The sequence below is a fragment of the Salinimonas profundi genome (assembly GCF_014750655.1).
GTDB lineage: Bacteria > Pseudomonadota > Gammaproteobacteria > Enterobacterales > Alteromonadaceae > Alteromonas > Alteromonas profundi_A.
Window position 1 is genome coordinate 206,757 of sequence record NZ_JABBXD010000002.1, and the last position, 25,475, is coordinate 232,231.

17 protein-coding genes and 1 pseudogene are annotated in these 25,475 nt (G+C 47.0%); 13 read left to right on the forward strand and 5 right to left on the reverse strand.

All coding sequences use genetic code 11. The features are described 5' to 3' along the window. Positions 1 to 180 carry a hypothetical protein gene (locus HHX48_RS05385; protein ID WP_191022958.1) on the reverse strand — a complete coding sequence of 60 codons (180 nt, stop codon included), beginning with the start codon at positions 178 to 180 and terminating at the stop codon, positions 1 to 3. A 166-nt stretch (positions 181 to 346) separates the two neighbouring features. Further along, complete coding sequence (sixA, locus tag HHX48_RS05390) at positions 347 to 856, reverse strand: phosphohistidine phosphatase SixA (RefSeq protein ID WP_191022960.1); 510 nt, start codon at positions 854 to 856, stop codon at positions 347 to 349. A gap of 180 nt (positions 857 to 1,036) precedes the next feature. On the opposite strand from sixA, the gene HHX48_RS05395 reads away from it, so the two are divergent. The 3 genes from HHX48_RS05395 (at position 1,037) to HHX48_RS05405 (ending at position 8,869) form a co-directional block, all read left to right on the forward strand. Next, complete coding sequence (locus HHX48_RS05395) at positions 1,037 to 3,778, forward strand: insulinase family protein (protein ID WP_223858070.1); 2,742 nt, start codon at positions 1,037 to 1,039, stop codon at positions 3,776 to 3,778. A gap of 197 nt (positions 3,779 to 3,975) precedes the next feature. After that, the gene (locus HHX48_RS05400) at positions 3,976 to 8,457 is read left to right on the forward strand and encodes an EAL domain-containing protein (RefSeq protein ID WP_191022962.1); all 4,482 of its coding nucleotides are present in this window, start codon (positions 3,976 to 3,978) and stop codon (positions 8,455 to 8,457) included. 247 nt (positions 8,458 to 8,704) lie between these two features. Further along, positions 8,705 to 8,869, forward strand: a complete 165-nt coding sequence (locus HHX48_RS05405; protein ID WP_191022964.1) for a hypothetical protein — start codon at positions 8,705 to 8,707, stop codon at positions 8,867 to 8,869. Between the two features lie 45 nt (positions 8,870 to 8,914). Here HHX48_RS05405 and HHX48_RS05410 read toward each other — a convergent pair whose 3' ends face one another. The 3 genes from HHX48_RS05410 to fadI all read right to left on the reverse strand — a co-directional run bounded on the left by HHX48_RS05410 (position 8,915) and on the right by fadI (position 12,813). Beyond that, a complete protein-coding gene (locus tag HHX48_RS05410) occupies positions 8,915 to 9,130 on the reverse strand; it encodes a hypothetical protein (RefSeq protein ID WP_191022966.1) in 216 nt (71 codons plus the stop codon). Positions 9,131 to 9,343: 213 nt separating this feature from the next. Further along, on the reverse strand, positions 9,344 to 11,503 hold the full coding sequence (gene fadJ / locus HHX48_RS05415) for a fatty acid oxidation complex subunit alpha FadJ (protein ID WP_191022968.1): 2,160 nt from the start codon (positions 11,501 to 11,503) through the stop codon (positions 9,344 to 9,346). Beyond that, positions 11,503 to 12,813 carry an acetyl-CoA C-acyltransferase FadI gene (gene fadI / locus HHX48_RS05420; RefSeq protein WP_191022970.1) on the reverse strand — a complete coding sequence of 437 codons (1,311 nt, stop codon included), beginning with the start codon at positions 12,811 to 12,813 and terminating at the stop codon, positions 11,503 to 11,505. Before fadI ends, fadJ begins: the two co-directional genes overlap by 1 nt. A 327-nt stretch (positions 12,814 to 13,140) precedes the next feature. Between fadI and HHX48_RS05425 the strand changes: the two genes are divergently transcribed. From HHX48_RS05425 to putP, 10 genes and pseudogenes are all read left to right on the forward strand, one after another. After that, positions 13,141 to 14,097: an AAA family ATPase gene (locus HHX48_RS05425; RefSeq protein ID WP_191022972.1), complete on the forward strand. Its 957-nt coding sequence runs from the start codon at positions 13,141 to 13,143 to the stop codon at positions 14,095 to 14,097. Positions 14,098 to 14,103: 6 nt separating this feature from the next. Continuing rightward, positions 14,104 to 15,045 (forward strand): DUF58 domain-containing protein, encoded by a 942-nt coding sequence (locus tag HHX48_RS05430; protein WP_191022974.1) that lies wholly within the window; start codon positions 14,104 to 14,106, stop codon positions 15,043 to 15,045. Positions 15,046 to 15,051: 6 nt separating this feature from the next. Further along, positions 15,052 to 15,567: a DUF4381 domain-containing protein gene (locus tag HHX48_RS05435; protein ID WP_191022976.1), complete on the forward strand. Its 516-nt coding sequence runs from the start codon at positions 15,052 to 15,054 to the stop codon at positions 15,565 to 15,567. Beyond that, entirely contained in the window at positions 15,560 to 16,573 is a 1,014-nt protein-coding gene (locus HHX48_RS05440; RefSeq protein WP_191022978.1) for a vWA domain-containing protein, read from the forward strand. Before HHX48_RS05435 ends, HHX48_RS05440 begins: the two co-directional genes overlap by 8 nt. Then, on the forward strand, positions 16,570 to 18,525 hold the full coding sequence (locus tag HHX48_RS05445) for a VWA domain-containing protein (RefSeq protein WP_191022979.1): 1,956 nt from the start codon (positions 16,570 to 16,572) through the stop codon (positions 18,523 to 18,525). Before HHX48_RS05440 ends, HHX48_RS05445 begins: the two co-directional genes overlap by 4 nt. After that, entirely contained in the window at positions 18,525 to 20,249 is a 1,725-nt protein-coding gene (locus HHX48_RS05450) for a BatD family protein (RefSeq protein WP_191022981.1), read from the forward strand. Before HHX48_RS05445 ends, HHX48_RS05450 begins: the two co-directional genes overlap by 1 nt. A 29-nt stretch (positions 20,250 to 20,278) precedes the next feature. Next, on the forward strand, positions 20,279 to 22,141 hold the full coding sequence (locus HHX48_RS05455; protein ID WP_191022983.1) for a DUF885 domain-containing protein: 1,863 nt from the start codon (positions 20,279 to 20,281) through the stop codon (positions 22,139 to 22,141). A 219-nt stretch (positions 22,142 to 22,360) separates the two neighbouring features. Beyond that, positions 22,361 to 22,873, forward strand: a complete 513-nt coding sequence (locus HHX48_RS05460; protein ID WP_263406916.1) for a sigma-70 family RNA polymerase sigma factor — start codon at positions 22,361 to 22,363, stop codon at positions 22,871 to 22,873. Further along, a pseudogene (locus HHX48_RS18680) lies at positions 22,866 to 23,573 on the forward strand (DUF3379 family protein). The gene HHX48_RS05460 and the pseudogene HHX48_RS18680 overlap by 8 nt, the downstream one beginning before the upstream one ends. 137 nt (positions 23,574 to 23,710) lie before the next feature. Then, positions 23,711 to 25,219, forward strand: coding sequence for a sodium/proline symporter PutP (gene putP / locus HHX48_RS05475; RefSeq protein WP_191022991.1), 1,509 nt, complete (start codon positions 23,711 to 23,713; stop codon positions 25,217 to 25,219). Positions 25,220 to 25,475 lie beyond the last annotated feature (256 nt).

Sequence of the window (25,475 nt, forward strand, 5' to 3'; positions counted from 1 at the left end):
TTACTTTTTAACTTGGGTACGCTTGGCTAACACCTGCGCTTTTGCAGCGGCGACTTTCGATGACAAGTTATTAAGCTTGCCCAGTAACTCACGCATCTCTTCATCTTCACGCAGATCCGACTCGGCCAGGTGGCTTTCGAGTGAACGCCTGAGAAGCTCAGGGATCGATTTGGTGGTCATGGTGATGTCGTCCTCTACAAATACCTACCGGTAAACCACAGCGCATTGTTTGCTGCAGTCACTCACTAGATCTTATATCGGTCAGGATCGGGAGTTCTTAAGATCAATCGTCAAAAAAATGACAAAAAGTGAGCACTTCGGCCCGTGTTTGTGTGGTGAAGGGAACTTAGCGCCCCTGATAATGCTCCAACAACTCGCCACGATGACCAATGCCGGAATAATTTATAACGGCCACGGACGCAGTAGCAAACAATGGCATGCGTTGTATCTGACAAATTTCATCTAGCAAATAGCTGACAAAGGGCATATGACTGACCACAAGTAATGATCGCAGAGGTTTAAGTCTGGTTCGGGATTGTTGAAGCAGCGCATCAATGTAATCATGTGTCAGATGGATATCCCCGTCTGGTACGATATCATTGCAAATCTGGTTATTCAGAAACCGGTGATGCTGTTGCATCACTTCAAAGGTTTGTTTCGTGCGACGATAGGGGGAAACAAGTGCCATATCAATTGTTTGACTTTGACTGTACTTTTCCAGCCATTTAGACGTAGCCAATGACTGTAACCGGCCATTGTCAGTCAGCTGCCGCTGACGGTCATCCCGACGAGCGGGCTCGGCTTCGCCATGGCGCATGATAAATAGCAAGGTAGAGTCGCTGCTTTGACGTGGCATAACAATTATTAATACTATGGATTACTGCTGCGTAACAATATCAGAACTGCGTTTACACGCCTAGCGTTTAAAAAGAAACCTGATGTTGTTCGTACACATTTTTGCCTTAACTGATTGTGCTGTTCACTAGGCTGAAATACGGGTTTAAACGTGTCACTAATCCTTTGACCAGAGAGCATTTTGACAACATTAAATTTAGCACAATCAAAATTTATTACGCTTAAAAATGGGATGCGCGTCATGCTATGTCGCCCTCCCGAAGGCGAAGCGGCGTATGTATCGCTGTCTGTAAAGGCAGGTCACTTCTACGATCCCAAAAAATATCAGGGGCTGGCTCATTTGCTTGAGCATGCGCTTTTTCTTGGCAGCCAGCACCTGCCCAAAGCAAACGAAATTAATGACCTGGCTGAACTGTGTGGTGGGTCCATCAACGCCTGGACCGGTACCGAATACGCTAATTATCATTTTCACTGCCATGAAAATGCCCTTTCAGCAATGCTACCCGCGTTTTGTGACATGATAGCGCACCCGCTGCTTGAACCTGACGCGCTAAGCAAAGAAGTTGAAGCCATCGAGGCGGAGTTTCAGTTTAAACGTAAGGATGATTTACGTCGTCTTTATCAGATTCATAAAGAAACCTGTAATCCGGAACACCCTTTCAGCAAGTTTTCAGTGGGTAATGCGCAGATTTTTCGTCGCGAAAGTATTGAGCAACTGCAGAATGTCCTGATTTCTCACCATCAGCGGTTTTACTGTGCCAGCAACATGGCGATGTGTATCTTTTCATCGCAGCCTGAAAATATGCTGACAGATATGCTGGAAGAGCAGTTCGGCATTGTTTCTCGCGGGAGCCCGGCACCGGCAGACTGGCCTGAATTGTATTTACCCGAACAAATGGGCACTCAGATAAATATCGAGCCGCTTCAGGCGGCACGTCGTATGATTGTGACTTTTCCCCTGCCGGGTTTGCATAACAACTATCAGGTCAAACCTTTGGATTACATCAGCCACCTGCTGGGTGATGAGGGCGAAGGCTCCTTACTGAATTATCTCAAGCAGCAAAACTGGGTAACCAACCTCATTGCCGGCAGCGGGATTGAAGGGGACGACTTTAAAGATTTTAATGTCAGTTTTCAGCTAACTCAGGAAGGACTGGATAAGCGTGAGGATATTCTCAAAGCGTTATTCAGTTTTCTGGCGTTGATAAAAAGCGGAATCAGTGAGCAGTGGCGTTACGAAGAAAAGATGCAACTTTTTGCACTCGCCTATCAGTATGAAGACGCGCCCAAACTGATGCCTGTTGCCTGTGAGTATTCTCAACACCTGTTTTTGTATACGTTTGACGAAATCCCACTTTTTCGAACGCCAATAGAGACATACGATAAAGAGTGTCTGGATGAGGCGCTACGATATTTTGATGCCAGACGCATCAGGGTTAAGTTGATCGCCCCGGGCATCGATACGGATAAACAGTGTCGTTACTATGATGCGAAATACGCGATAAAGTCACTCGAGCCTGCTTTCATTCAGTCCCTTAATGAGGAAAGTGCATCTGCACAAATGGCGTTGCCTCCGCCAAACCCGTATTTAGGCAAAGAGTATGCGTTGTGCTTACCCGACTCATCATTTGTGAAACCTGCGTTACTCCATCAGGAACATGGGTATCGAAGCTGGTTTGGTCAGGACCATCAGTTTCATAGCCCGAAAGGTGATATTTATCTATCTTTTGATACTGAAGCATTCTGTGCAGATGTGAATGCTACTGCTGCAAAGCGGATATGGCTCGCGTGCCTGAATGACGCATTGCAGTCCCGTTATTATCGCGCGGAGATAGCCGGTCTTCATTATCGCTTATACGGCCACCAGGCTGGCTTCAGCCTGCACACCAGAGGCTTTACAAATCAGCAGGTTTTATTGGCAAAACAACTCATTTCGGCTATCAACACGACAGTCCCTGACCGCGAGCAGTTTGCCCTTCGCAAATCGATGCAAATTCAGAACCTGCAAAACTCGTTGATGAACAAACCCACAAACCGTCTGTTTTCCAGGCTTAGTGTATTGATTCAGCGAAATACCCAGGCACCGGTAGATTTGCTGGCGGCGGTTAGTGAGTGTAGTTATGACCACATGATGGATACTGCACAGTCTGCGTTGGGCCACTATTATCTTGAGACGTTTATGCACGGAAACTGGTCTGGTGATGAAGCCAAATCATTTTGCAAAGACGTCAAAAAATTGACACCTGGCGCATCCGGTGCGCCACTTGCGCGTTCGGTGTCCCGGCTGCCTGCCGGAAAAACACTATTGCACCATGTTCCCAGTGAGCATGATGACGCCGCGGTCGTTCTTTATTTACAAGCCCCCAGCGCATCCATTGAGGACACCGTTTTTTGCATGATTTTGGAACAAATGCTGTCCGGACCGTTTTTCAATGTGCTCAGAACACAGAAACAACTAGGGTATGTTGTAGGTACAGGGTATGTGCCTCATAACCAGCATCCGGGAATGGCTTTGTATGTTCAAAGTCCCCGGTATCCCGCTGCAGACATTTTAAAAGAAATCACGCAGTTTCTGTTTAATCAGTTAAACGAAATTGATTTTTACAGTGCGTACTGGCATACCATTCAGCAAAATCTGCTCAAGCAACTTCATGAGCACGATTTATCGCTTTCTATGAAGTCACAGCGCCTGTGGATAAGCCTTGGCACCGCCGATTATCAATTCAACCGTAATGCAAGACTGGCGGCCTGTGTCAAAAATATGACATTCGATACTGTCAGAAGCTACGCCGAGCGCGTGGCCAACCGACAACTGTATGGTGAGTTGGTTCTATTTGCTAATGGCCACTTTAACACAGCCCCCCCGTCAACCGGGGTCAGAGAAGATGACATCGCTACCTTCAAGTCAATGATGCACCAATAAAAGTGTAAGCCTTTGGTAAGTTGTGCCAAAGGCTTTTCTTTTGTGTAAAATTCCACCTACCCTCGCCTGTCTGGCAAAAAAAAGTTGTAGAGAAAGAGTGATTTGGGCATATTGGTCATTCGGTTTGAACGAATACTGCCGATAAAACAATTAAACTAATAATGATAAGGCTTTTAAAGCCACTCAAAGGTGTATTGGTGCGCTCAACCATCGCTCGCTTATGTACAATATTTTTGTTGGTGTGCTGCGGACCTTTTTTCGCGTCATTCGCACACGCCATCTCCGTCACAGACATTTATTTCGAAGAACTAACGCTTCGGGATGGTCTTTCTGACACGACAATCCTGGATATTGCTGAAGGACCGGATGGCTATATCTGGATCGCGACCCTGGGCGGCTTAAACCGTTATTCAGGCTATGAGTTTAAGCAGTATTTGCCTAATAGTTCAAATGCCGCATCCTTACCTTCAGGCGTTGTAAGATCACTCTTTGTTTCTGCTGAAGGTGCATTATGGGTTGGTACGCTTGATGGGTTAGCACGGTATCAGCCAGAGAGCGATGATTTCAAAGTCTTCAATGAATCAAACTCGTCATTAAAATCGAATAACATTTCATTTATTGGTTCTAGCAGCGGTGGTGATTTATTGGTTGCAGCCGGTGCACGTATTTATCGCTATGATAATGACAGCGGAATCATTAAACCCTATGATTCCAAATTGCAATTTGACTCGCGCGTTGTCACAATTCACGATGAAGCTTCTAAGTTGTTAATCGGTACGTATAGCAACGGTCTATTTATATATGACAAAACACAAAAAGAATTGTTTTCAGCCACTGACGCTAATCCATATTCTTTTAATATAAGTGCTCAAAGGATAAGAGACATTGCTGTTATCCAAGGTGACTACTGGATAGCAACTAATCATGGTGTATATCAAGTTGCCGGTTCGGGAAAAACTAAAAAGCAACTTACTGTTTCAACTCATCCGCTTATGGGCTCGGACAATATCTTTAACATTCTGGAAGTTGATGAAGATATTTGGCTGGGAACCGACAATAACTTATCAATTTACTCACCCGTTCAAGAACAATTTGTATCTATAGGACCGCAGAATGCGGAACTAACCGGACTAACACAACGTTATATTTTCAGCGGCCTGCAGGACTCCACAGGAAAAATATGGATGGGTTCTTATCACGGCCTGTTTACGTACAATCCACAGCTAGATAATAGCCGCTTATTTTCTAACGAGAAAGCATTTCAGGAAAAAACAGAAGGCAATGCCATCTGGGCGTTGGATGAAGATGCGCAGGGTAAGGTTTGGTTTGTAACGCAAAGCGAAGGGTTAGGTAGGTTTAATAAAGAAACTGGTGACATAAGTTATTTTCTGGAAAATACAGGCAAAACCTTTTGGGACCTGGTTATTGATGATAATGGACTGTTTTGGATTGCAAATTCCAACGGAGTTACAGTATACAAGCTTGCCAACGACAACTTGACCGAAATTGTAACTTTCTTACCGAACCAATTAGTTGACACGATTCTATATCAAGACGGTCAAGTTTGGTTTTCAACTGCTAATAAAAACGTCCAACTAATGGCCGTCCAAAGTAAGTTGCTAAAAGATGGAAATGACAATATTGATGTGACCGATTTAATGGAAACATATTATGTCGACATTTCTACTACTCAAAGCTCGCTTCTACACATTGACTCTAAAGGAAGAGTATGGCTGAACTCTACCGACAATATAATTATTTACGAACCGAAGAAGAAAAAAATAATTAAGCAGATTACTTTACCTAATACCAGCGGCAGAGTTTTCTTTGTATACGAGTGGAGAAATTCATTTTGGCTCTTAAATACTAATAATACTATTTTTCAATTGAACCAAAAAAGCTTTGAACTCAAGCGACAATCACAGATGGGCCAGGCTGAGGGTACAGTTCTTTCGGCTCAGGGTGTGGATAGCACTGTTTGGATCACCACAAATAACACTATTTATCAATTAGATTTACTAACATTAGACAAGAAAAACACGCTATATTTGGAAGAGCTCAATTACAATGATTTCAATGAGAACTCTGTACTGCAGACTAGCTCTGGTGAACTTATTTTTGGTGGAACAAAAGGGTTTAACATAATTAAACCCGAGGAGCTTAGTGAAAAATCTGAAGCTCCTACCATAACAAAAGCACCTCAGGTCACTTTCGTACGGGCCTTTGGTGATAATTTGCCTGACGGTGATTATGCAAGTCTTAACGGTCAAAATGTCGTTGATCTTGCCTATGATGAATCTCGTTTCACTATAAATTTCGAGCTGGTTAACCCTACAAACCCTACATTGGTTGATTACCGATATCGTTTACTTGGCTTTGATGAAAACTGGATAGGTGCAGAAAATAGCCGTACTGCACAGTTCAACAATGTCTCTTTCGGCACATATCAATTTGAGGTACAAGCTAGAGAAAAAGGTAAGGCGTGGTCTGATTCTGCTGTTAAGAAAATTCAGATAGCCCGCCCTCCTTGGTTGCATACAGTAGCGCTCGTTTTTTACGCTGTTGTGGTAAGTGCATTTTTATTAAGACAGTACCAGGTCCGAAAGCAAAATCAGCAAGCCATCCGCGAATCAGAAGAACGGTTGAAGCTTACTCTGTGGAGCAGTGGTGATGAACTTTGGGACTGGGATGTCTATCGCGGTCAGGTCTATCGGTCAAATACCTGGGGGACACTGGATTTTCCGCAGGATAACATCCGCACCTCTACTGCTTATGATGCCAATATTCATCCTAATGACCTGATGCGGGTTCAGGAAGCATTAAAAAGTCACCTTGAGGATAAAACGGACTTTTACGAGCTGGCTTACCGGGCGAAGACGTTTAGCAATCAGTGGATATGGATTCTGGACCGGGGCAAGGTGGTTACCCGAGACCACAACAACCAGCCCGTCCGAATGACAGGAACGCTGAAAAACATTCACCATCTCAAAGAAGCGGAAGAGCAACTGAATCTTTTCAAGCGCTCCATCGAGAATATCTCTGAAGGCGTATTTATAACCAACACGAACTTCAAATTTATTTCGGTGAATAATGCTTATTGTACTTATACGGGGGAAACCCGCGACCAGGCGCTGGCCTCATATATGTACTTCCATCAGTACCCCGAAGCATTTACCGAGGAAATTAAAAAGACGCTTAAAACTAAAGGTAACTGGTTCGGCGAAGTGGAGTCAGTTCGTGTTAACGGCGAAAAGTTTGAAATTGAACTCAATATAGACGCCGTCCATGACGAAGATGGCCGTATCAGTCATTTTGTTGGCGTATTTTCAGACATTACTTCACGAAAAAGTACTGAAAAAGAGCTGTTGAAACTGGCTAATGCAGACCCGCTCACTGACTTGCCCAACCGGTCATTCTTTCAGGCAAGCCATCAGAATTTGGTGCGGCGGGCTGAGGCGCATGCCCTGCTTTGCCTGGACATGGATAATTTTAAGAAAATTAATGATTCATTGGGACATCAAACCGGTGATGTGCTGATTAAACAAATTGCCAAACGCATTCAGCGCATGACTGGCACAACAGCAACCTGTTATCGTCTGGGTGGTGATGAGTTCAGTATCCTGCTTGAAGATAAATCTGACATTCACACTATCACCCACTTCGCTCAAGGCCTTTTGGATAGCCTTGCCAGGCCGTTTATCATCAATAAGCAAGAGTTTGTCCTTGGTGCCAGTATCGGTATCGCGTTTTACCCTGAAGACGGCACCACCTCTCAGGAAATGCTGAAAAATGCAGATACGGCCATGTATTTTGCGAAAAATAATGGCGGTAACAGCTACAAATTCTTCAGCGGTGAAATGAACCAGAACGCTGTCAGGCAGCTGCAAATTGAAAATCTTATTCGTCAGGGCATAAAGGACGATTTGTTCACTGTATATTATCAGCCCAAGGTTGATATCTTTACCGGGCGTCTGGTGAGTATGGAGGCCCTGGTACGCTTTGAACATCCGCATAAGGGCATCGTCAGCCCTGGCCAGTTTATACCGCTGGCCGAGCAGACAGGGCAAATTATCGAGATTGGCGATCAGGTTTTACGTAAAGCTCTGAGTGATACTAAACGATGGGTTAATCAGGGTATATTCACTGGCCGGGTCGCCGTCAACATTTCCGCCAAACAATTTGAGTTGCCTGATTTGGATGAACGTATTATCAAAGTGCTTAACGATGTCGGGTTATCCCCACTTCATCTTGAGTGCGAACTTACCGAAGGCACATTGATGGAGCACCCAGAACAGGGTCTTTTGATGATGGAACGTTTACGTGAGCGGGGTATCCATCTGGCATTGGATGACTTTGGCACAGGCTATTCATCGCTGGCTTATCTAAAACGCTTTCCGTTAAATACCCTGAAAATAGATAAGGCCTTTATTGACGATATTGCAAATAGCAATGTTGACCGTCATATGGCTGCATCTATTATTAATATTGCCCACAATCTGGGACTCAAGGTAGTTGCAGAAGGTGTTGAGCATGAGAATCAGCTGTCTATTCTGCGTCAATATGAGTGTGAAATGCTTCAGGGCTACCTATACAGCAAGCCGCTGCCCGCTGATCGTTTCGAGCAATTGCTCAACGAAAACCAAAAACTACACGAGCTCATTAACCAACCTAAGGTGTAGTGCCAACTAGTTAATTTAGTGACTCTTGGTTTATTGAGTAGGTTCTGCCTTCCCAAGTCAACTGTCGATTAAATGACTATACTATTTTGGTACCGTCATTTTTTTGACAAAAAAGTACCACACCATCATAGATTATTGAAAAATATAAAATTTTTAATTTTGGCACAGTAATCGCTATATTTCTTCCATAGCCGCAACATAATAAAAACGCGGTTTGTTTGTTCAAATTATTTAAGGAAGAAAGAAAATGTTGAAAGCATACGCCGTAGCACTCGTACTATCCAGCAGCACGCCAGTAGCATCTGATACGCAGGAAACAGCCCGTCCTCTGGAAAAGCAGCAAACAGAAAGCTCAACAGAGTTATACCGCCCTAAACCTGGTAAGTGTTTTGTATGCGGTGTCGATAAATAAAAGACAAATTCAAGCCAGAAGAGGCATCGGCCTCTTCTGCTTCTCTCAGGCATTCAGCCAAATGTTTTCTCTGCCAATCGCTTGCTTAACCAGTATAAACCGGTGAATGTTAAACAACGGAAACAGCATCGGACCCAAAATCAAACCACCCAGCGCCCAGTTTTTTCGCTTCATTCCAGCTTTCGTAGCTTCAACGTAAAAATACCCACCCGATATCACTGAAACGATGAAAAGCCATACCGGCCAAATTGCTAATATCACTACTATTTACTCCCGTGCATTGAAGGCCCGTATTTAAGCGGGAAACGAATTGTACAGAAATTGCGCAAAAAAGCCACCCTTGGCTGACTGATTTTTATACTAAACTTGTCTTCTGTTCAGCCTTCGTGAATTTTTCTGCGCGTTTAGACCCATGCTAACTCATATACAAAAAAGCCGGCTTAAGCCGGCTTTTTTAACACATCAGCATCAACATTAATAAAACGTTTTACCGTCCGCTTTCATAGATGTCAGCAATTCACAGGGCGCAAATTTTTCGTCGACTTTCTGTGCATAATCAGAAAGTTTATCAACCACCTTATCAATTCCAATTGAATCCATATAATGGAATGGACCACCCAGGAATGGCGGGAAGCCAATACCGAAAATCGCACCGATGTCTCCATCCCGTGCACTTCTGATGACCCCTTCATCCAGGCAGCGGGCAGCTTCATTCAGCATCATCAGCACGCATCGCTCGGCAATTTCCTTTTCGCTCTTCGAAGAAGACGGCTCTATATTCAGAAGACTGTATATACTTTCATCAACTTCTTTACCTGACTTTTTACCCTCGTAAAGATAGAAGCCTTTGCCGTTTTTCTTACCCTTACGGCCATCATCTAACACCTTGTCGAAAGCAGCGGGTGCAGTGAAGCGATCACCAAACGCATCAACCAAAATAGGAATGATCTTAGTCCCAACATCAATACCTACTTCATCCAGCAGCTTTACAGGGCCCACAGGGAAACCGAACTTGACCAGCGATTTATCAATATGATCGATAGGTTCGCCTTCAAGCAACAAGTTTGCTGCTTCATTCATGTAAGGCGCAAGTATGCGATTGACGTAGAATCCCGCACCGTCTTTCACCACCACAGGAGTTTTACCTTGCTTTCTGGCAAACGCTACTGTGGTGGAGATAGTTTCATCAGATGTCTTGTCATGCGCGATAACCTCAGCCAAAGGCATTTTATCTACTGGTGAAAAATAATGCAGACCAATGACATTTTCTGGTCGCTGAGCATTTTCAGCAATCTGACCAATAGGAATAGAGGAGGTGTTTGACGCAAACACTGTTTTTTCATTGCAATGTGCTTCAATGTCAGCAACCATTTTCTGCTTCAGAGATACATCTTCAAATACCGCCTCTATTACGATATCAGCATCCTGGTAACCTTTATAATCAAGCGTACCTGTCAACAGCGCCATTTGCTTCTGCATCTCAGAATTACGCATATAGCGTTTTTTTACTTTCTTATTTAGCAGGTCATAGCTGTATTTCATTGCATGGGCAATGCCCTCAGGCTTGATATCTTTGATACGTGCAGGCACGTTCGCCTTTGTAGCCGTTACATAGGCGATACCACCACCCATCAGACCACCACCGAGGATTCCGGCCTTTTTCACTTTACGTGGTTCGACGCCCTCAACGCCGTTTTCTTTTTTCATTTCAGTCGTGGCAAAGAAAATCTGGCGAAGCTGGTAAGATTCTGGAGTCATTACCAGCTCACCAAAGGCTTTGGCTTCTGCGCGCAGCCCTGCCGCCATACCATCATTCATACCGGTTTCGATGACATCAATAATTTTCATCGGCGCCGGGTAATTACCTTTCGTTTTGCCCTGCGTTTGTTCTCTGGCTTTTTTGAACACCACACCGCGCCCAAAACTGTTTTGCTCCAACAGTTTATTCAGCATACCTTTTTGAGGCTTCTCGCGATCCGGCTTACGTTTTAACGCATATTTTTGCGCCACATCCAGCAGTACGCTCTGTGGTACCACGTCATCAACGATGCCATATTTTTTCGCTTGCTTAGCGCGAGCAGAGGAACCAGTAAGCATCATTTTCATTGCTTGCTGGATACCAATTAAACGAGGTAGACGTTGCGTTCCGCCGCTGCCGGGCAAAAGCCCCAACTGCACTTCCGGTAACCCCACCTGGGTAGCATCATCATCAGTACAAATCCGGTAATGACACGCCAACGCCAGCTCCAGACCGCCGCCCAGAGCAGGGCCGTGAATAGCTGCGACAAATGTTGCCCGCATTTTCTCGATTCGATTGAACACATCCTGGCCATCGGCAGCTAGCTTTTGTGCATCTGCTGCGCTTTCGCATTTTGCCAGCATTGATATATCAGCACCGGCTACAAACGATTTTTTCTTGCCACTGGCGAGCACGACGCCCTTGATACTTTTATCAGCATCAATTTCATCCAGCATCGCGTTGATTTGTTCACCAAATTCGCTTTTGAGGGTGTTCATCGACTCCCCCGGCACATCCATGGTCAGTATCGCAACACCGTTGTCCTGACGGGTAAGCGTAAATGCGCTTGCAGATGATGGCTGTTCATTTTCCATAGTGGTTGTCTGTTCGGTCATTATTCTGTCTCCACAATCATTGCGGCGCCAAGTCCGCCAGCTGCACAGGCGGTTAGCAGACCCGTGCCACCTCCTCTGCGCTTGAGCTCATTCAGCATCTGGGTAATCATTCGGGTACCAGTGGCGGCAAATGGATGCCCATAGGCAATTGAACTTCCCATCACATTAAATTTATCCATATCGATTTCGCCGGTTGCTTTTTCGCGGCCAAGTTTTTCGCGGGCAAACTTATCACTGGCAAACATTTTGATATTCGCCAGAGTCTGAGCGGCAAAGGCTTCGTGCATTTCTATCAGGGTAAGATCGTTAAGCGTCATACCTGCGCGATCCAAAGCGATAGGCGTGGCATAGGACGGCCCCATCAGCATATCTTCCCATACATCTATTGCTGAAAACGCGTAGCTTTTGATATACCCCAGCGGCGTATAACCAAGTTCACGAGCTTTACTTTCTGTCATCATCAATACTGCGGAGGCACCATCGGTCAACGGCGTTGCGTTGGCCGCGGTCACTGAACCATGCTTTTTATCAAACACAGGCTTAGGCTTAGCATAACCTTCCAGACTGGAGTCGAAGCGCACGTTATTATCACGACTTAGCGCACCTTTATACGGTTCGGCATACGCGGTCATGACTTCATCGTCCAGTTTGCCCTCTTCCCAGCTTTTCGCGGCCAGGGTATGTGAGCGGTGCGCCAGTTTATCCTGATCTTCTCTGGCGATATGATGACTCTTAGCCATTTGTTCTGCGGTTTGTCCCATTGACAAGCCAGTGGAGTATTCGGCGACCGCCGGTGGCACAGGTAATAAGTCTTTAAACGACAACCGTTTGAAGATACTCGCCTTCTGACCTACAGTCTTGGCTTTTTGCATATCGACCAATGCCCTGGCAAGGTTTTTTGATACGCCAATCGGCGACACAGAGGTTGAATCTGCCCCACCAGCTATACCGACATGGATATTTCCCGCCATCATGCTCTCGGCTATATTTACCGTGGACTGAAAACTTGTCGCACAGGCACGTGAGACGCTATATGCATCAGTGTGAACATTCATGCCGGTGCCTAGTACAATCTCTCGGGCGATATTAGGCGCTTCGGGCATCTGCACAACCTGACCGTACACCACCTGATCAACCAGTTCAGGCGATACGCCGTTACGTATCAGCAGCTCATTGACTACCATTTTACCTAGGTCAACGGCCGGAACGCCGTGAAAGTAGGTTGCCATTTTTGCAAAAGGTGTGCGAAGTCCCGAAACAATCGCGATGCGATCGCCTGAACGTGTTGTTACTTTTTGTTTAGTCGCCATAATCTACCTGACTTGTTAGCCACACTTAAGTGGTCTGACCTGTAATTATTTCGATTTTACAGACTATCATCGAAATAGCAAATTCCTCCTTCCAGAGGTCGCAGGCGCCGGCTCAGAAGCACGACACGTATTGCTTAATTCATTTCGCCTGCAGAGCAATCAACGCTGCATCATTATTAATAACAATGAGTATTTCTATGGTAGTTTGCTGGTAAGGACTTGAAGAACCTTTCTTGAACCATATATGACATTCATTGTCTGTGTTTCACAGCGTAATTTTTCGCTAACTATTTATTTATACGCCACAAGTGACGGATTAACTACATTATGGCAGCAGCGCAGTTTCAGCAACTCCATGCCTATCTGAATTCTCAGATTATTGGCCAGCACCAACTTACCCGCAGTCTTCTAATCGCCCTTCTTGCAGATGGCCACCTTTTGGTAGAGGGCCCGCCGGGACTTGCCAAGACCCGTGCTATTAATGCACTGGCAAATGGTATGGAGGCCGATTTCCACCGCGTACAATTTACTCCCGATCTGCTCCCGGCCGATTTAACCGGTACAGACATTTACCGACCCGAGACCGGTGAGTTCGTTTTTCAGCAAGGGCCGCTGTTTCATAACCTGATGCTTGCCGATGAGATCAACCGTGCACCGGCAAAAGTGCAGTCGGCGTTACTTGAAGCGATGGCCGAACGGCAAATTACGGTAGGTAGTAAGACGTACCCCCTGCCCTCGCTGTTCTTGGTAATGGCGACCCAGAACCCGCTGGAGCAGGAGGGCACGTATCCGTTGCCCGAGGCGCAGCTTGACCGTTTTCTGATGCACGTGGAAATAGACTATCCCGGCGCCGAAACGGAGCTCGACATTCTGAAACTTACCCGGGGAGAAGCGTTAAAGCAGGCCCCACTCCTACCCGGTAAACTCACCCAGGAAGATATTTTTAAAGCCCGTGATGAAGCACTGGCATTGCATATGGCGCCGGAGCTTGAAACCTATTTGGTACAGCTGATAATAGCGACCCGCCAGCCTGCCAACCTTGACGATGAGCTGGCAAACTGGATTGAGTTCGGGGTGAGTCCCCGAGCCACAATCGCTCTGGACCGCTGCGCCCGTGCGCATGCCTGGCTCGCCGGACGTGAATTCGTTGGGCCGGATGATATTCAGGCCGTGGTACACAATGTGTTGCGTCATCGTATTATTCTGACGTATCAGGCCGAGGCGCAGGGCATCACCACAAACCAGGTGCTGGATCGCATCATCCAGCTTGTAGCGGTGCCTTAGATAGCGATGAATGATTCAACACGCTGGCTGAAGGCGCTTCAGTCCGACGGTATTCACCTTGCTTCGCAGGAATTGCTGCGATACCGGCAGCTATATAAACTGATTAATCTCGCACCTACGGCCAAAAAACAGGCCGGCGTGTCGGGCGCCTACCTGAGTAAATACAAGGGTCGCGGCATGGAGTTTGATGAAGCCAGACACTACCAGCCAGGCGACGACATCAGGGCAATAGACTGGCGTGTGACGGCGCGCACAGGCAAAACCCATACAAAAATTTACCGTGAGGAACGCGAGCGGCCGGTATTTGTTCTCTGCGATTTATCTGAGTCAATGCAATTTGGCACACAACTGCTGCTAAAGAGTATTCAGGCCGCGCATCTGACAGCGCTCATCAGTTGGGCGGCCGCTCAGCGCGGTGACAAAGTTGGCGCCTTAATTTTTGGTGGTACACACCATCATGAATGTAAGCCAATGACCCGCAGTAAGGCGGTGCTGGCGATTTGTCATCAACTCATTCAAATGCAATCCGCTGCACTCACCGCCTCTTCCCATCAGGAAAGCGCCTTCGAAGATGCCTGTGCCCGTGCGCGCCGCCTCGCGCGCCCGGGTAGCCTTGTTTACATTATTTCAGATTTTAATCAGCTTAGTACCACCGCCACTCAGCACATTGCACAGCTTTCCCGGCATTGTGAGGTAAAAGCCCTGATGGTTACGGACCCGCTTGAGTCCACACTTCCGCAGACTAATGGTCAGCGAGAGGTGGTCGTTACCGATGGCACCAGCCGGCAAACCTGGCAACTGGGTAACCGCCAGCTTACCAGGCAGTATCAGGATAATCAGCGGGTGCACTTTGACCACATCAGTGCATGGCTGGCACAGACAGGTGTCAGTCTTCAGCATATTAGTGCCGGCCTTCCCCTGGATCAGCAATTAGTCAATGCAGGTTAATGACGCATGAATGAACAAGAATCACTGCTTTCCCAGCTGAACGATATACACAAAGTGTCGGCAGACGTCTGGCCTCTTGCCTGGGGCTGGTGGGTACTCGGTGCAATAGTCATCGTTGCGCTCAGTCTGACAATATTTTTCTGGATCAGACAGCGTCGCTTTTCACTGGCACAACGTCAGGCTATCACTGAAATCAAACAGATTAGCGACAGTGATAACGCCTGGCCAAGTCAGATGAATCAGGTACTCAAGCGTGCTGCACTGGCCTATTACCCTGCTCACTCGTTGTCCGGTTTATATGGTCAGCGATGGACGCAGTTTATGGTCAGCAGAGTAAAGACACGTCACCAACCAGAGATGGCAATGGCACTGAACCAGCTACAGGATATGCTGTATCAACCAGCAAAACCTGATCCGGCATTATTTAAAACGTGCCAGCAAGCATCGCTGAATTGGCTTAAAAAAGCCCGGTTCAAGCGCCCTGGATTTAGCGCCTCATTCCAAGAGGCCGCGCATGTTTGAGTTTGCCTGGTGGTATGCCCTATTTGTTCTGCCGCTCCCCTTACTGATTAGACTTCTGCCAGCTAAAGCCAGGCAGCAGCAGGCCGCATTAAAAATCCCGCATCACTTAAAAACGGTCTCATCGTCGGGTCCGTCTGTGACAAACCGTCGCCCCCTGCATGGTGTGTTCTGGTTGATTTGGATTTTATGTGTACTGGCTGCAGCGCGGCCGCAATGGCTGGGCGAGCCGGTTAGTATTCCTAACGAAGGAAGAGAGATGATGCTGGCAGTGGATCTGTCCGGAAGTATGAAAGTTGGTGATATGCAGATAAATGGTCAGCAGGTTAACCGGCTCACTATGATTAAATCCGTATTGAGCGACTTCATCGACAGGCGTGTCTCTGATCGACTTGGATTGATATTGTTTGCTGATACGGCGTATTTGCAGGCACCGCTTACCTTTGATCGGCAAACCGTTGCACAGCTTCTTGATGAGGCAGTCATTGGGCTTATTGGTGAACGCACGGCTATCGGTGACGCTATAGGCCTGGCAGTTAAGCGCCTTGATGAAAAAGAGCAAACAAATAAAGTATTGATACTGCTTACTGATGGCCAGAATACGGCAGGCAATATCTCGCCTCAACAGGCCAAAGAACTGGCTATTGCCAATGATGTGACGGTCTATACCATCGGCGTTGGGGCCGACAGTATGGTAATAGAAAACTTTTTCGGTAGTCGACAGGTTAACCCTTCGCAGGAATTAGATGAGGAAATGCTCGGCGATATCGCTTCGGCGACCGGAGGCCAGTATTTCCGGGCGCGAAATACCGCCGAGCTGGAGCAAATTTACCAAAGACTTGACGAGCTTGAGCCAGTTAAAGGCGATACACAGAAAATGCGTCCGCTGTCTGCGCTGTATTTTTATCCGCTGGCAGCAGCCTTAATGATAAGTATTTTGCTGGTTTTAGGGAGCGTCCTGTTTTCACTGACCAATCGTTTCAAACAGTACCGGGGGGAACCATCATGACTATTCCCTGGCAGGATTTTCACTTTATCCGCCCTCAATGGCTGTTATTGCTTATTCCTTTACTGATACTGGTGTATTTATATCGCAGATTGAGTCAGCAACAGTCAGGGTGGCAAGGGATCATTGCAGGCCATCTCTATTCACAGATGGTCAGCGGCCGTGATAAACAAATTTCCAACTTTTTACCTCAAAGCATGGCTACGCTCTGGCTACTTACCACGCTGGCGCTGGCCGGCCCGACCTGGGAACGTTTGCCGCAGCCTGTTTATCAACTAAAAGCTGGTCAGGTGGTTGTTATCGATATGTCGATGTCGATGCGAGCAACGGATATTTCACCAGACAGACTTACCCGGGCCAAATATAAAGCCATCGATTTGGTCAAACTGATTAATGAGGGAGAAACCGGTTTAGTCGCCTATGCCGGGGATGCTTATACCATCAGCCCGCTTACCGCTGATTACCGGAACCTCGCCAGCTTACTGCCCAGCCTGAGCCCGGAAATTATGCCGGTTCCCGGCAGCGATCCGCTCTCGGGATTTCTCACCGCTTCAGATCTTTTGGAAAATGCAGGTTACCAAACAGGTCGTATTTTCTGGATCACCGACGGCGTGGAAAATGATCAGATGGCGGAGCTTCAGTCCTTTGTCAGTGACTCCCCTTTCACAGTACATATTCTTGGTGTCGGTACTGAAGAAGGCGCCCCCATTGCGCAGGCAGGAGGGGAGTTGCTTAAAGACAGCGCCGGGCAGATTGTCATCCCCAAACTAAACGAAAATCGTCTTGCCCGACTTGCCGGCGCCGCCGGTGGTAAGTATGTGCCCATTACTGCAGGCGATCAGGACGTCAATGCACTGGCTAATACACTCAGTGTTCAGACCAACGATACTGATGCTGAAGAAGGTGAGCTGCGTACCAGTGGTGATAAATGGCGGGAAATGGGCCCCTTTTTAATCGTCCTTTGTCTTCCGGTATTGGCAATGCTGTTTCGGCGAGGCGTGATTTTTTGTTTATTTTTGATGCTGACTGTAACAGCTCCGGATAAAGCGCTTGCACAGGAGACCCAGGATACGACGTTATCCTGGTGGCAAAAAGCATTCAATAATGCTGATCAACAGGGCGATTTGCTTTACCAGCAAGATGCGTTTTCCAAAGCAGCGAAAACTTTTGAGTCTGCTGCGCTCAAGGGCGCCGCAGCGTACAAAGCGGGCAATTACGAACAGGCTGCCCAGCAGTTTAGTCAGGTCAATACCCCCGAAGGCCATTATAACCGGGGCAATGCCCTGGCTCACCTTCAGCAATACGAGTCTGCTATCGAGGCGTACGATGAAGCCCTGTCTTTGAACCCCGATTATACTGAAGCGAAGGAAAATAAAGCGCTGGTTGAAGAAATGCTAAAGCAACAGCAACAGCAACAGCAACAGCAACAGCAACAGCAACAGCAACAGCAACAGCAACAGCAAAATGATAACGCCGAAAGCGATGAAAACCAGTCTTCTCAGAACGCCGATCAGCAGCCATCACAGCAGAATCAATCCGGCGAAAATAGCAAGCAGGACGGTGAGGCTCAGTCGTCTGAACAGAACAATCCTCAGGAACAGTCCGGGACTGAAAACAGTCAAAGCCAGCCGCCATCTGATGAGCAGCAAAATACTGAAAAGCAACGCGAAGACGCATCCGATGATCAACAAAGTGACAATGAGCAAAAGCAGTCCATGGACGATAAGCAGAATCAGTCTCAATCACAGGGTGAGCAACAACCACAGGACGAACAACAGACACAGGCTGCCGGGCCCGCTGAACTGACCGATGCGGAAAAAGAAAATATGGAAAGACTTGAAAACCTTAAAAGGCGCATCCCCGATGATCCTGCCTATCTGTTAAAACGAAAGATGCAGCTTGAAGCACAACAACGTCAACAGCGTCGCCCCCCCAGAGATCGGAGTGACTGGTAATGAAAATACATTTTTTTGCAATGGTCTGTTTGCTTTTGTCCGCGGCAGTACATGCAGAGACCTCCAGGGTTGAGGCAGAAGTAGACAAAACACAGGTAATGGTAGATGAAGCGGTTCGGTTGACGGTTACCGCCTATGGTGACCCACGCCGTGACGCATTTGACAGCTCTGCGCTGCTTAACGATTTTGTGGTAGGAAGAACCTCGACCAGTAACCGTACCAGTCTGATAAACGGAAAGCGAAGTCAGTCAACATCCTGGACCACCACCTTGTTTCCCAGAAAAGAAGGGACATTTACTATTCCTTCATTCGATATAGAAGGGCAGCAAACACAGCCGGTGACCATTGAAGTCGTTGCAGTACCGGATGCCTCTGATGGTTCACAGCCCGCCCGGGATTACTATCTGACCACGGAAGTCGATGACGAATCGGTCTACGTCAATCAGCAAATTCTTTATACCCTGAAATTATATCTTTCCACTGACATCGAGCGCGGCAGCCTGACACCACCGGAGCTGAAAAAAGGTATCGTCCGTCAAATTGGTGAGGATGAACGGTCTGTGGATCTCGTTAATGGTCGACGCTACCAAATTATTGAGCGCAAATACGCCATCATTCCACAGCGGTCAGGCGAACTGACAATTCGGGGCCCGGTATTTACCGGTGAAGTGCTGGCGCCCGATACTAACCAGCGCTTTGGCTTTTTTAACAGAACCCAGACCATTAACCGGCTGGGTGCCGATATCCTGGTGAATGTAGAAGCAAAGCCTGACGCTGTATCTGATGACTGGCTCCCCAGTGAACGCGTTGAGCTGTATGAAGAATGGCCACAAGACGGCGAGTTTGTAGTGGGTGAACCCATCACCCGGACATTGACTTTAACTGCAACCGGTGTGGTGGAAGAGCAGCTTCCTGAGCTTGATGTACGCTACCCGCCCGGCTTTAAAACCTACCCTGACCAGTCACGCACTGCAACGGTTGACCGGGACGATCAGCTGATCGCACAACGTGTGGAGTCGATGGCGGTCATTCCCACGTCGCCGGGCAAAATTGTGCTGCCAGAGGTGACAGTTCCCTGGTTTAATGTAAAAACGAAAGAGGTAGCCTACGCCACAATCCCGGCGCGCTCGGTGACCGTGGAAGCAGCAAATAATGAACAGCAGTCTGCGCTGCCTGATACAACGCGGGAACAACCAACCACCGATAATCAGGTAGTCAATGCCATTAGTGACACTGACTCACGCAATGCTTATCAGGGTCTCACCCCGCTGACATGGTTTTTCGGAGGCTTCTCCATTTTGCTGCTGCTTACCCTGATCGCTGTCATTAGCTATTATCGGCGCCAGCTTCGTGCTGCTCCCCAACGCCAGACGCAGCATAAATTGCCCGCTTCACGTGCTGAGAAAGAGGCATTCAACCAGGTCAAGGTAGCTATATCCCAAAAGGATGTTGCTGCAACCCAATCAGGATTACGACAGTGGATGAAACAGATTTTTGATAAAAACCCGCCGTCGCGCGCCGCCGATAATGCATTGACTGCACCATTACAACCATTCATCGATCAGATGCTGGAATCTGCATACGGCAATGGGCATACTGACTGGGACAATAAATCAATGCTGGCCACGCTTGAGCAGGTCAGAGAAAAATGGTTATCGCAGCACAATAAGAATACGCGTGGTTTACCTGACCTTTACACGGCAAACCCCGCAACCAGCAAATAAATAAAATAAACAACATATGAGGGATACTAATGAAGACACAGTTTAAACTGGGGGCTATTGCACTTGCAGTTACCACAATGATGGCGTGCTCACCGGCCGAAGAAAATACCCAGCAAACCAGCGCTAAACAAGAATCGAAAAACGAACAGGCTTCACAAAATACCCAGAGTGAATCAGAGCGTCTCAATGCATTTTTCGAGCGCACTTTTGAGGAAGACCTGAAGCGATCGCCTCTTTATCAAAGCTACCTTGGCTACAAGTGGGACTATGGCGAGTGGGATGATTTCAGTGAAGAGGCCAATGATAAAGCGGTCTCTATCGCTAAAAACCGTTTGGAAGAACTTGAGAATTTTGATACCGAAGCACTTTCGGACAAAGAAAAACTGAGTGTTGAATTATATCGCTATCAGCTGGAACTTAATCTGAAAAACGATGAGTTCCGCCACCATACGTATGTAGTAAATCAATTCCGTGGACCGCACACCATGGTTCCCAGCTTCCTCATCAACATCCACCGTGTGGCAGATAAATCAGACGCACAGGCCTATATCAGTCGATTGGATAAGGTGGATGATATGTTCGGTCAGGTTATTGATCAGATGAAATTACGGGAAGAGGCTGGCGTGTTCCCGCCTGACTGGTCATATGATCAAATGATTCAGGCGGCCAAAAATGTCACGACCGGTGCGCCATTTGATGACAGTGATGAGCCCTCAACAATCTGGGAAGACATTAACAAAAAAGTTGATGCACTGGATATCGATGAGTCAGAAAAGCAAAACTTACGCGAAGAAGCGAAAGCAGCGCTGCTAACGTCAGTTAAACCTGCTTACAATGATCTGATAGCAGCCTTTGAAGAACAGCAGAAAATGACGCCGGAAGGTGATGGCGTATGGCGCTTACCCGATGGCGACAAATGGTATGACAACCGCCTTTCTCACTACACCACCACAGAGTTAAGTGCTGATGAAATTCATCAGATTGGTTTGGATAACGTGAAGCGTATTCATAATCAGATGAAAGACATCATGGAAGAAGTTGACTTTGACGGTACGTTGCAGGAATTCTTTACTTTCATGCGTAATGATGAGCAATTTTATTACGAAAATACGCAGGAAGGCCGTGACCGTTACCTTAAAGAAGCCAAAGCGCACATTGATGAAATGCGTGATGCATTACCAGAATATTTTGGTCTGATGCCGAAAGCGGATATGATCGTAAAGCGTGTTGAAGCATTCCGCGAGCAATCTGCAGGTAAAGCGTTTTATCAAAGTCCATCGCAGGATGGCAGCCGCCCGGGCACTTATTACGCCAACCTTTACGACATGAAAGATATGCCTACCTATCAGATGGAAGCGCTGGCGTACCATGAAGGCATTCCGGGCCACCATATGCAGCGTGCAATTGCCCAGGAGCTGGAAGGCGTACCGATGTTCCAGAAGTTCCTGAGCGCAACAGCGTATACTGAGGGCTGGGGCTTATACAGTGAAGAGCTGGCTAAAGATATGGGCTTTTATAAAGACCCCTACTCCGACTTTGGCCGTCTGGCAATGGAATTGTGGCGTGCCTGCCGTTTGGTAGTTGATACCGGTATTCATGATAAGCAGTGGTCACGCGAAGAAGCCATTGAGTATCTGCAAAAGAATACGCCAAACCCTGAAAATGACTCTGTTAAAGCGATTGAGCGCTATATTGCCCTACCCGGTCAGGCTACTGCCTACATGATTGGTAAACTTAAAATTATGGAGCTGCGCGACAAAGCGCAACAGGAGCTGGGCGATAAGTTCACGTTTGCCGGCTTCCACGATGAAGTGCTAAAAGATGGCCCGGTGCCGCTTTCAGTACTAGAAGAAAAAATTAATACATGGGTTAAAGAAACCAAAGCAAACTAAACGCACTGGTTATCTTTGAAAGTGTAAAGCCGGATAGCAAACTAACAGGCTATCCGGCTTTTTTATACCTGGCGAACAACCGTGCTGTTTGTTTCACCTCCTGCTACACTCTTAGCCGGCACGCCCTCAACCTACTATCTACTATCTCTCCTATGCCATTATCTGACAAAATAAATCATGCCCCGAAATTTTTCTGAGCACAGCCAGGTCTTATCTTGCATGAACGAAAAACAACAACGCTATGAAGCACTGGTACACGCATTTCATGCCGACATCTACCGCTATGCGTTTTATCTTATAAAAGATAAAAGCATTGCCGAAGACGTGGTTCAGGAGACATTTCTGCGAGCCTGGCGTTCGCTGGATGCATTAAAGGATGAAAAGGCAGCAAAAGCCTGGTTGATTACGATTGTGCGCCGGGAAAACGCGCGACGCTTTGAAAAAAAGCAGTTCGATACTGTAGATATCGACACCAATCCGGTAGTGGACGACACCGTTTTTACAGAGCAGTCACTTCAGGAAGCCGACATGCAGCGACTACTGCTAATGCTCTCAGAGCCTTATCGGGAGCCCTTGATACTTCAGTTATTATTTGGTTACAGCGGTGATGAGATAGCCACTCAGCTCAACCTGAATAAAAACACGGTCATGAGCCGGCTTTTCCGCGCGCGGAACCAGCTAAAAGAATTACTGAGCAAGCAAAATGGTGAAAAAGGCAGACATAATGGATGACTTAACATTCAGACGCCGAGTCTATGAAGATCCCGATACCGTTGATCAGGATATTCTTGATGCTGCAGCCCGCGATCCGGAAAAACGCATATTTTTGCAACAAACCCGCCAGCTGAATGCGCAGCTTAAAGATGCTACCAAAGTACCGGTGCCGGATGAGCTGGCCCACAAACTTATCTGGCAACAAAGTACCAGGCAGTATTTACAGCAAAAAAGAAAACAGCGCTGGTATGTTGCGCTGGCCGCCTCGGTAGCATTAGTGACGGGGATCAGTGCCACCATGTGGTTTATGTAACCGTCTGACCGCTTGCAGGATCATGCTCTGGCGCATGTGACACATCTTAGCAAAGAAATTCCACAGGTCGGCTACACCGTAGATCTGGATCAGGTAAACGCTAAGCTGGCGAGCTTTGGTGGCATGATGAAAAATCCGGTAGGTGATATTAAGGTGGCTAACTTTTGCCATTTACAGCTGACCAGAAGTTTACATGTAATTCTCGATACCCCTGCCGGCCTGGTGTCGGTGTTTGTTGTGCCACCAGATGCTGAGCAGCAAATTCCTCAAAATTTTGAAAACCAACAGTATCGGGGGACAAGCTTTTCCCTACAGAAAGCACGGATTCTGGTTGTCGGTGACAAAGACGTTAATCTTGTCCCTCTCACTGAAAAGCTGAAAAACACGATGGTATTCTCAGCCTAGAGTATGAAGTGCGAATATCAACAATACCTTTTATTTATGGTTAATTCTGTGTGGGTGAAAAGTTACAACGATTTTTGTCCCGATTCGTAGAGAGTTACGTAAGTTCCTGTTAGCATGCCAGAAAAAAGGAAGAAAATATGGCAACAGGTACAATAATTTCTTTAGGTTTATACTTCGTTGTAATGTTGGGGATTGGGCTTTTCGCGTATCGCCAGACCAATACCGACGTTGAAGGCTACATGCTGGGTGGCAGACAACTGGGTCCGGCAGTCACTGCCCTGTCGGCAGGTGCATCCGATATGAGTGGGTGGATGCTGATGGGACTACCCGGCGCGATGTATTTGCAGGGTATTTCAGCCGGCTGGATTGCAATCGGTCTGGTGATCGGCGCGTTTGCCAATTATCTGCTCGTCGCGCCACGGCTTCGGGTATTTACTGAGGTCGCTCAGAACTCCATTACACTACCGGACTACTTTGAAAACCGGTTTGCAGATAATACCCGCATACTTCGTATTATCGCCTCAGTGGTTATTGTTATCTTCTTTACTCTTTATACCTCATCGGGTGTGGTAGCCGGCGGTAAACTGTTTGAAAGCTCTTTTAACCTAAGCTATGAAATGGGGCTGTACGTTACGGCTGGTGTCGTTGTTACGTACACGCTGATAGGCGGTTTTATGGCTGTCAGTATGACCGACTTTGTTCAGGGGTGTATCATGTTCATCTCTTTGGTCATGGTCCCTATTGTCGTTGTTATGGAACTGGGCGGGCTTGGCGCATCAGTCGACTCGTTGAAAAGCATCGACCCTGCGCTTTTTGATCCCTTCATGAATGCTGAGTCCGGAACAGCAATATCGATAATCGGCATTATTTCACTGGCGTCATGGGGTCTTGGTTACTTTGGCCAACCGCACATTATTGTTCGTTTTATGGCAATCCGCTCTGTTAAAGATGTACCCGCGGCACGAAATATCGGTATGAGCTGGATGATTGTGTCCATTATTGGCGCACTCATGACGGGGCTGTTCGGTCTGGCTTATGTGACGGGAAATGGCAACACTATCGACCCTGAAACGGTATTCATTTACCTGTCACAAATTTTGTTCCACCCGCTTATTGGAGGCTTCCTGCTCGCGGCCATTCTGGCAGCGATCATGAGTACTATTTCATCTCAGCTGCTTGTAACGTCCAGCTCGCTGACAGAAGACTTCTATAAAGCTTTTTTACGTCGTGATGCATCGGATAAAGAGCTGGTTATTGCCGGTCGTATTTCGGTTGTGGTGGTGGCTGCTGTAGCAATTTATCTGGCTTATGACAGAGACAGTACAATTCTGACCCTGGTCAGCAATGCCTGGGCAGGCTTTGGCGCTGCATTTGGCCCACTGGTATTGTTCAGTTTGTTCAAGCGAAGCATGACGCGCAGAGCAGCGCTAGGCGGTATGGTTGTCGGCGCAGTCACCGTATTGTTCTGGATTTACTTCCCGGTAGAAATTCAGGGGCAGCGTCTGTCTGAGTGGATGTACGAAATTGTTCCCGGATTTATCCTTTCCAGTCTGACAATTATGATTTTGTCAAAATCTGGCAGCCCCAGAGAGGGAGTCGAGGATACCTTCGATAAATTTCAGCAACAGCTTAAAGAACATGCCTAATCGGGTACGAAGCTAATAAAAACCACCGCATAGCGGTGGTTTTTTTGTATCTGCTCACAGATGGCTGATTGCTTGCATAACAAGTAAGTGAGCAACAGCACAAATAAGCATGTTTTTATTTTAAACTAAAACTTTTTATTTAGTTTTTCGTAACAGGTATAAAAGTGCTATTTCGTATAGCTAAATGGCATACAACAATTTGATCTAAATATGTTAGAGTTCTATACATATAATCGTTTCATATATCACTCGACAA

What these genes read in the sequence shown, in the direction of transcription:
- HHX48_RS05385 (WP_191022958.1), bottom strand. Translation starts at nt 180, where the DNA reads ATGACCACCAAATCGATCCCTGAGCTTCTCAGGCGTTCACTCGAAAGC.
- sixA (WP_191022960.1), bottom strand. Translation starts at nt 856, where the DNA reads ATGCCACGTCAAAGCAGCGACTCTACCTTGCTATTTATCATGCGCCAT.
- HHX48_RS05405 (WP_191022964.1), top strand. Translation starts at nt 8,705, where the DNA reads ATGTTGAAAGCATACGCCGTAGCACTCGTACTATCCAGCAGCACGCCA.
- fadJ (WP_191022968.1), bottom strand. Translation starts at nt 11,503, where the DNA reads ATGACCGAACAGACAACCACTATGGAAAATGAACAGCCATCATCTGCA.
- fadI (WP_191022970.1), bottom strand. Translation starts at nt 12,813, where the DNA reads ATGGCGACTAAACAAAAAGTAACAACACGTTCAGGCGATCGCATCGCG.
- HHX48_RS05425 (WP_191022972.1), top strand. Translation starts at nt 13,141, where the DNA reads ATGGCAGCAGCGCAGTTTCAGCAACTCCATGCCTATCTGAATTCTCAG.
- HHX48_RS05430 (WP_191022974.1), top strand. Translation starts at nt 14,104, where the DNA reads ATGAATGATTCAACACGCTGGCTGAAGGCGCTTCAGTCCGACGGTATT.
- HHX48_RS05435 (WP_191022976.1), top strand. Translation starts at nt 15,052, where the DNA reads ATGAATGAACAAGAATCACTGCTTTCCCAGCTGAACGATATACACAAA.
- HHX48_RS05440 (WP_191022978.1), top strand. Translation starts at nt 15,560, where the DNA reads ATGTTTGAGTTTGCCTGGTGGTATGCCCTATTTGTTCTGCCGCTCCCC.
- HHX48_RS05445 (WP_191022979.1), top strand. Translation starts at nt 16,570, where the DNA reads ATGACTATTCCCTGGCAGGATTTTCACTTTATCCGCCCTCAATGGCTG.
- HHX48_RS05450 (WP_191022981.1), top strand. Translation starts at nt 18,525, where the DNA reads ATGAAAATACATTTTTTTGCAATGGTCTGTTTGCTTTTGTCCGCGGCA.
- HHX48_RS05455 (WP_191022983.1), top strand. Translation starts at nt 20,279, where the DNA reads ATGAAGACACAGTTTAAACTGGGGGCTATTGCACTTGCAGTTACCACA.
- HHX48_RS05460 (WP_263406916.1), top strand. Translation starts at nt 22,361, where the DNA reads ATGAACGAAAAACAACAACGCTATGAAGCACTGGTACACGCATTTCAT.
- putP (WP_191022991.1), top strand. Translation starts at nt 23,711, where the DNA reads ATGGCAACAGGTACAATAATTTCTTTAGGTTTATACTTCGTTGTAATG.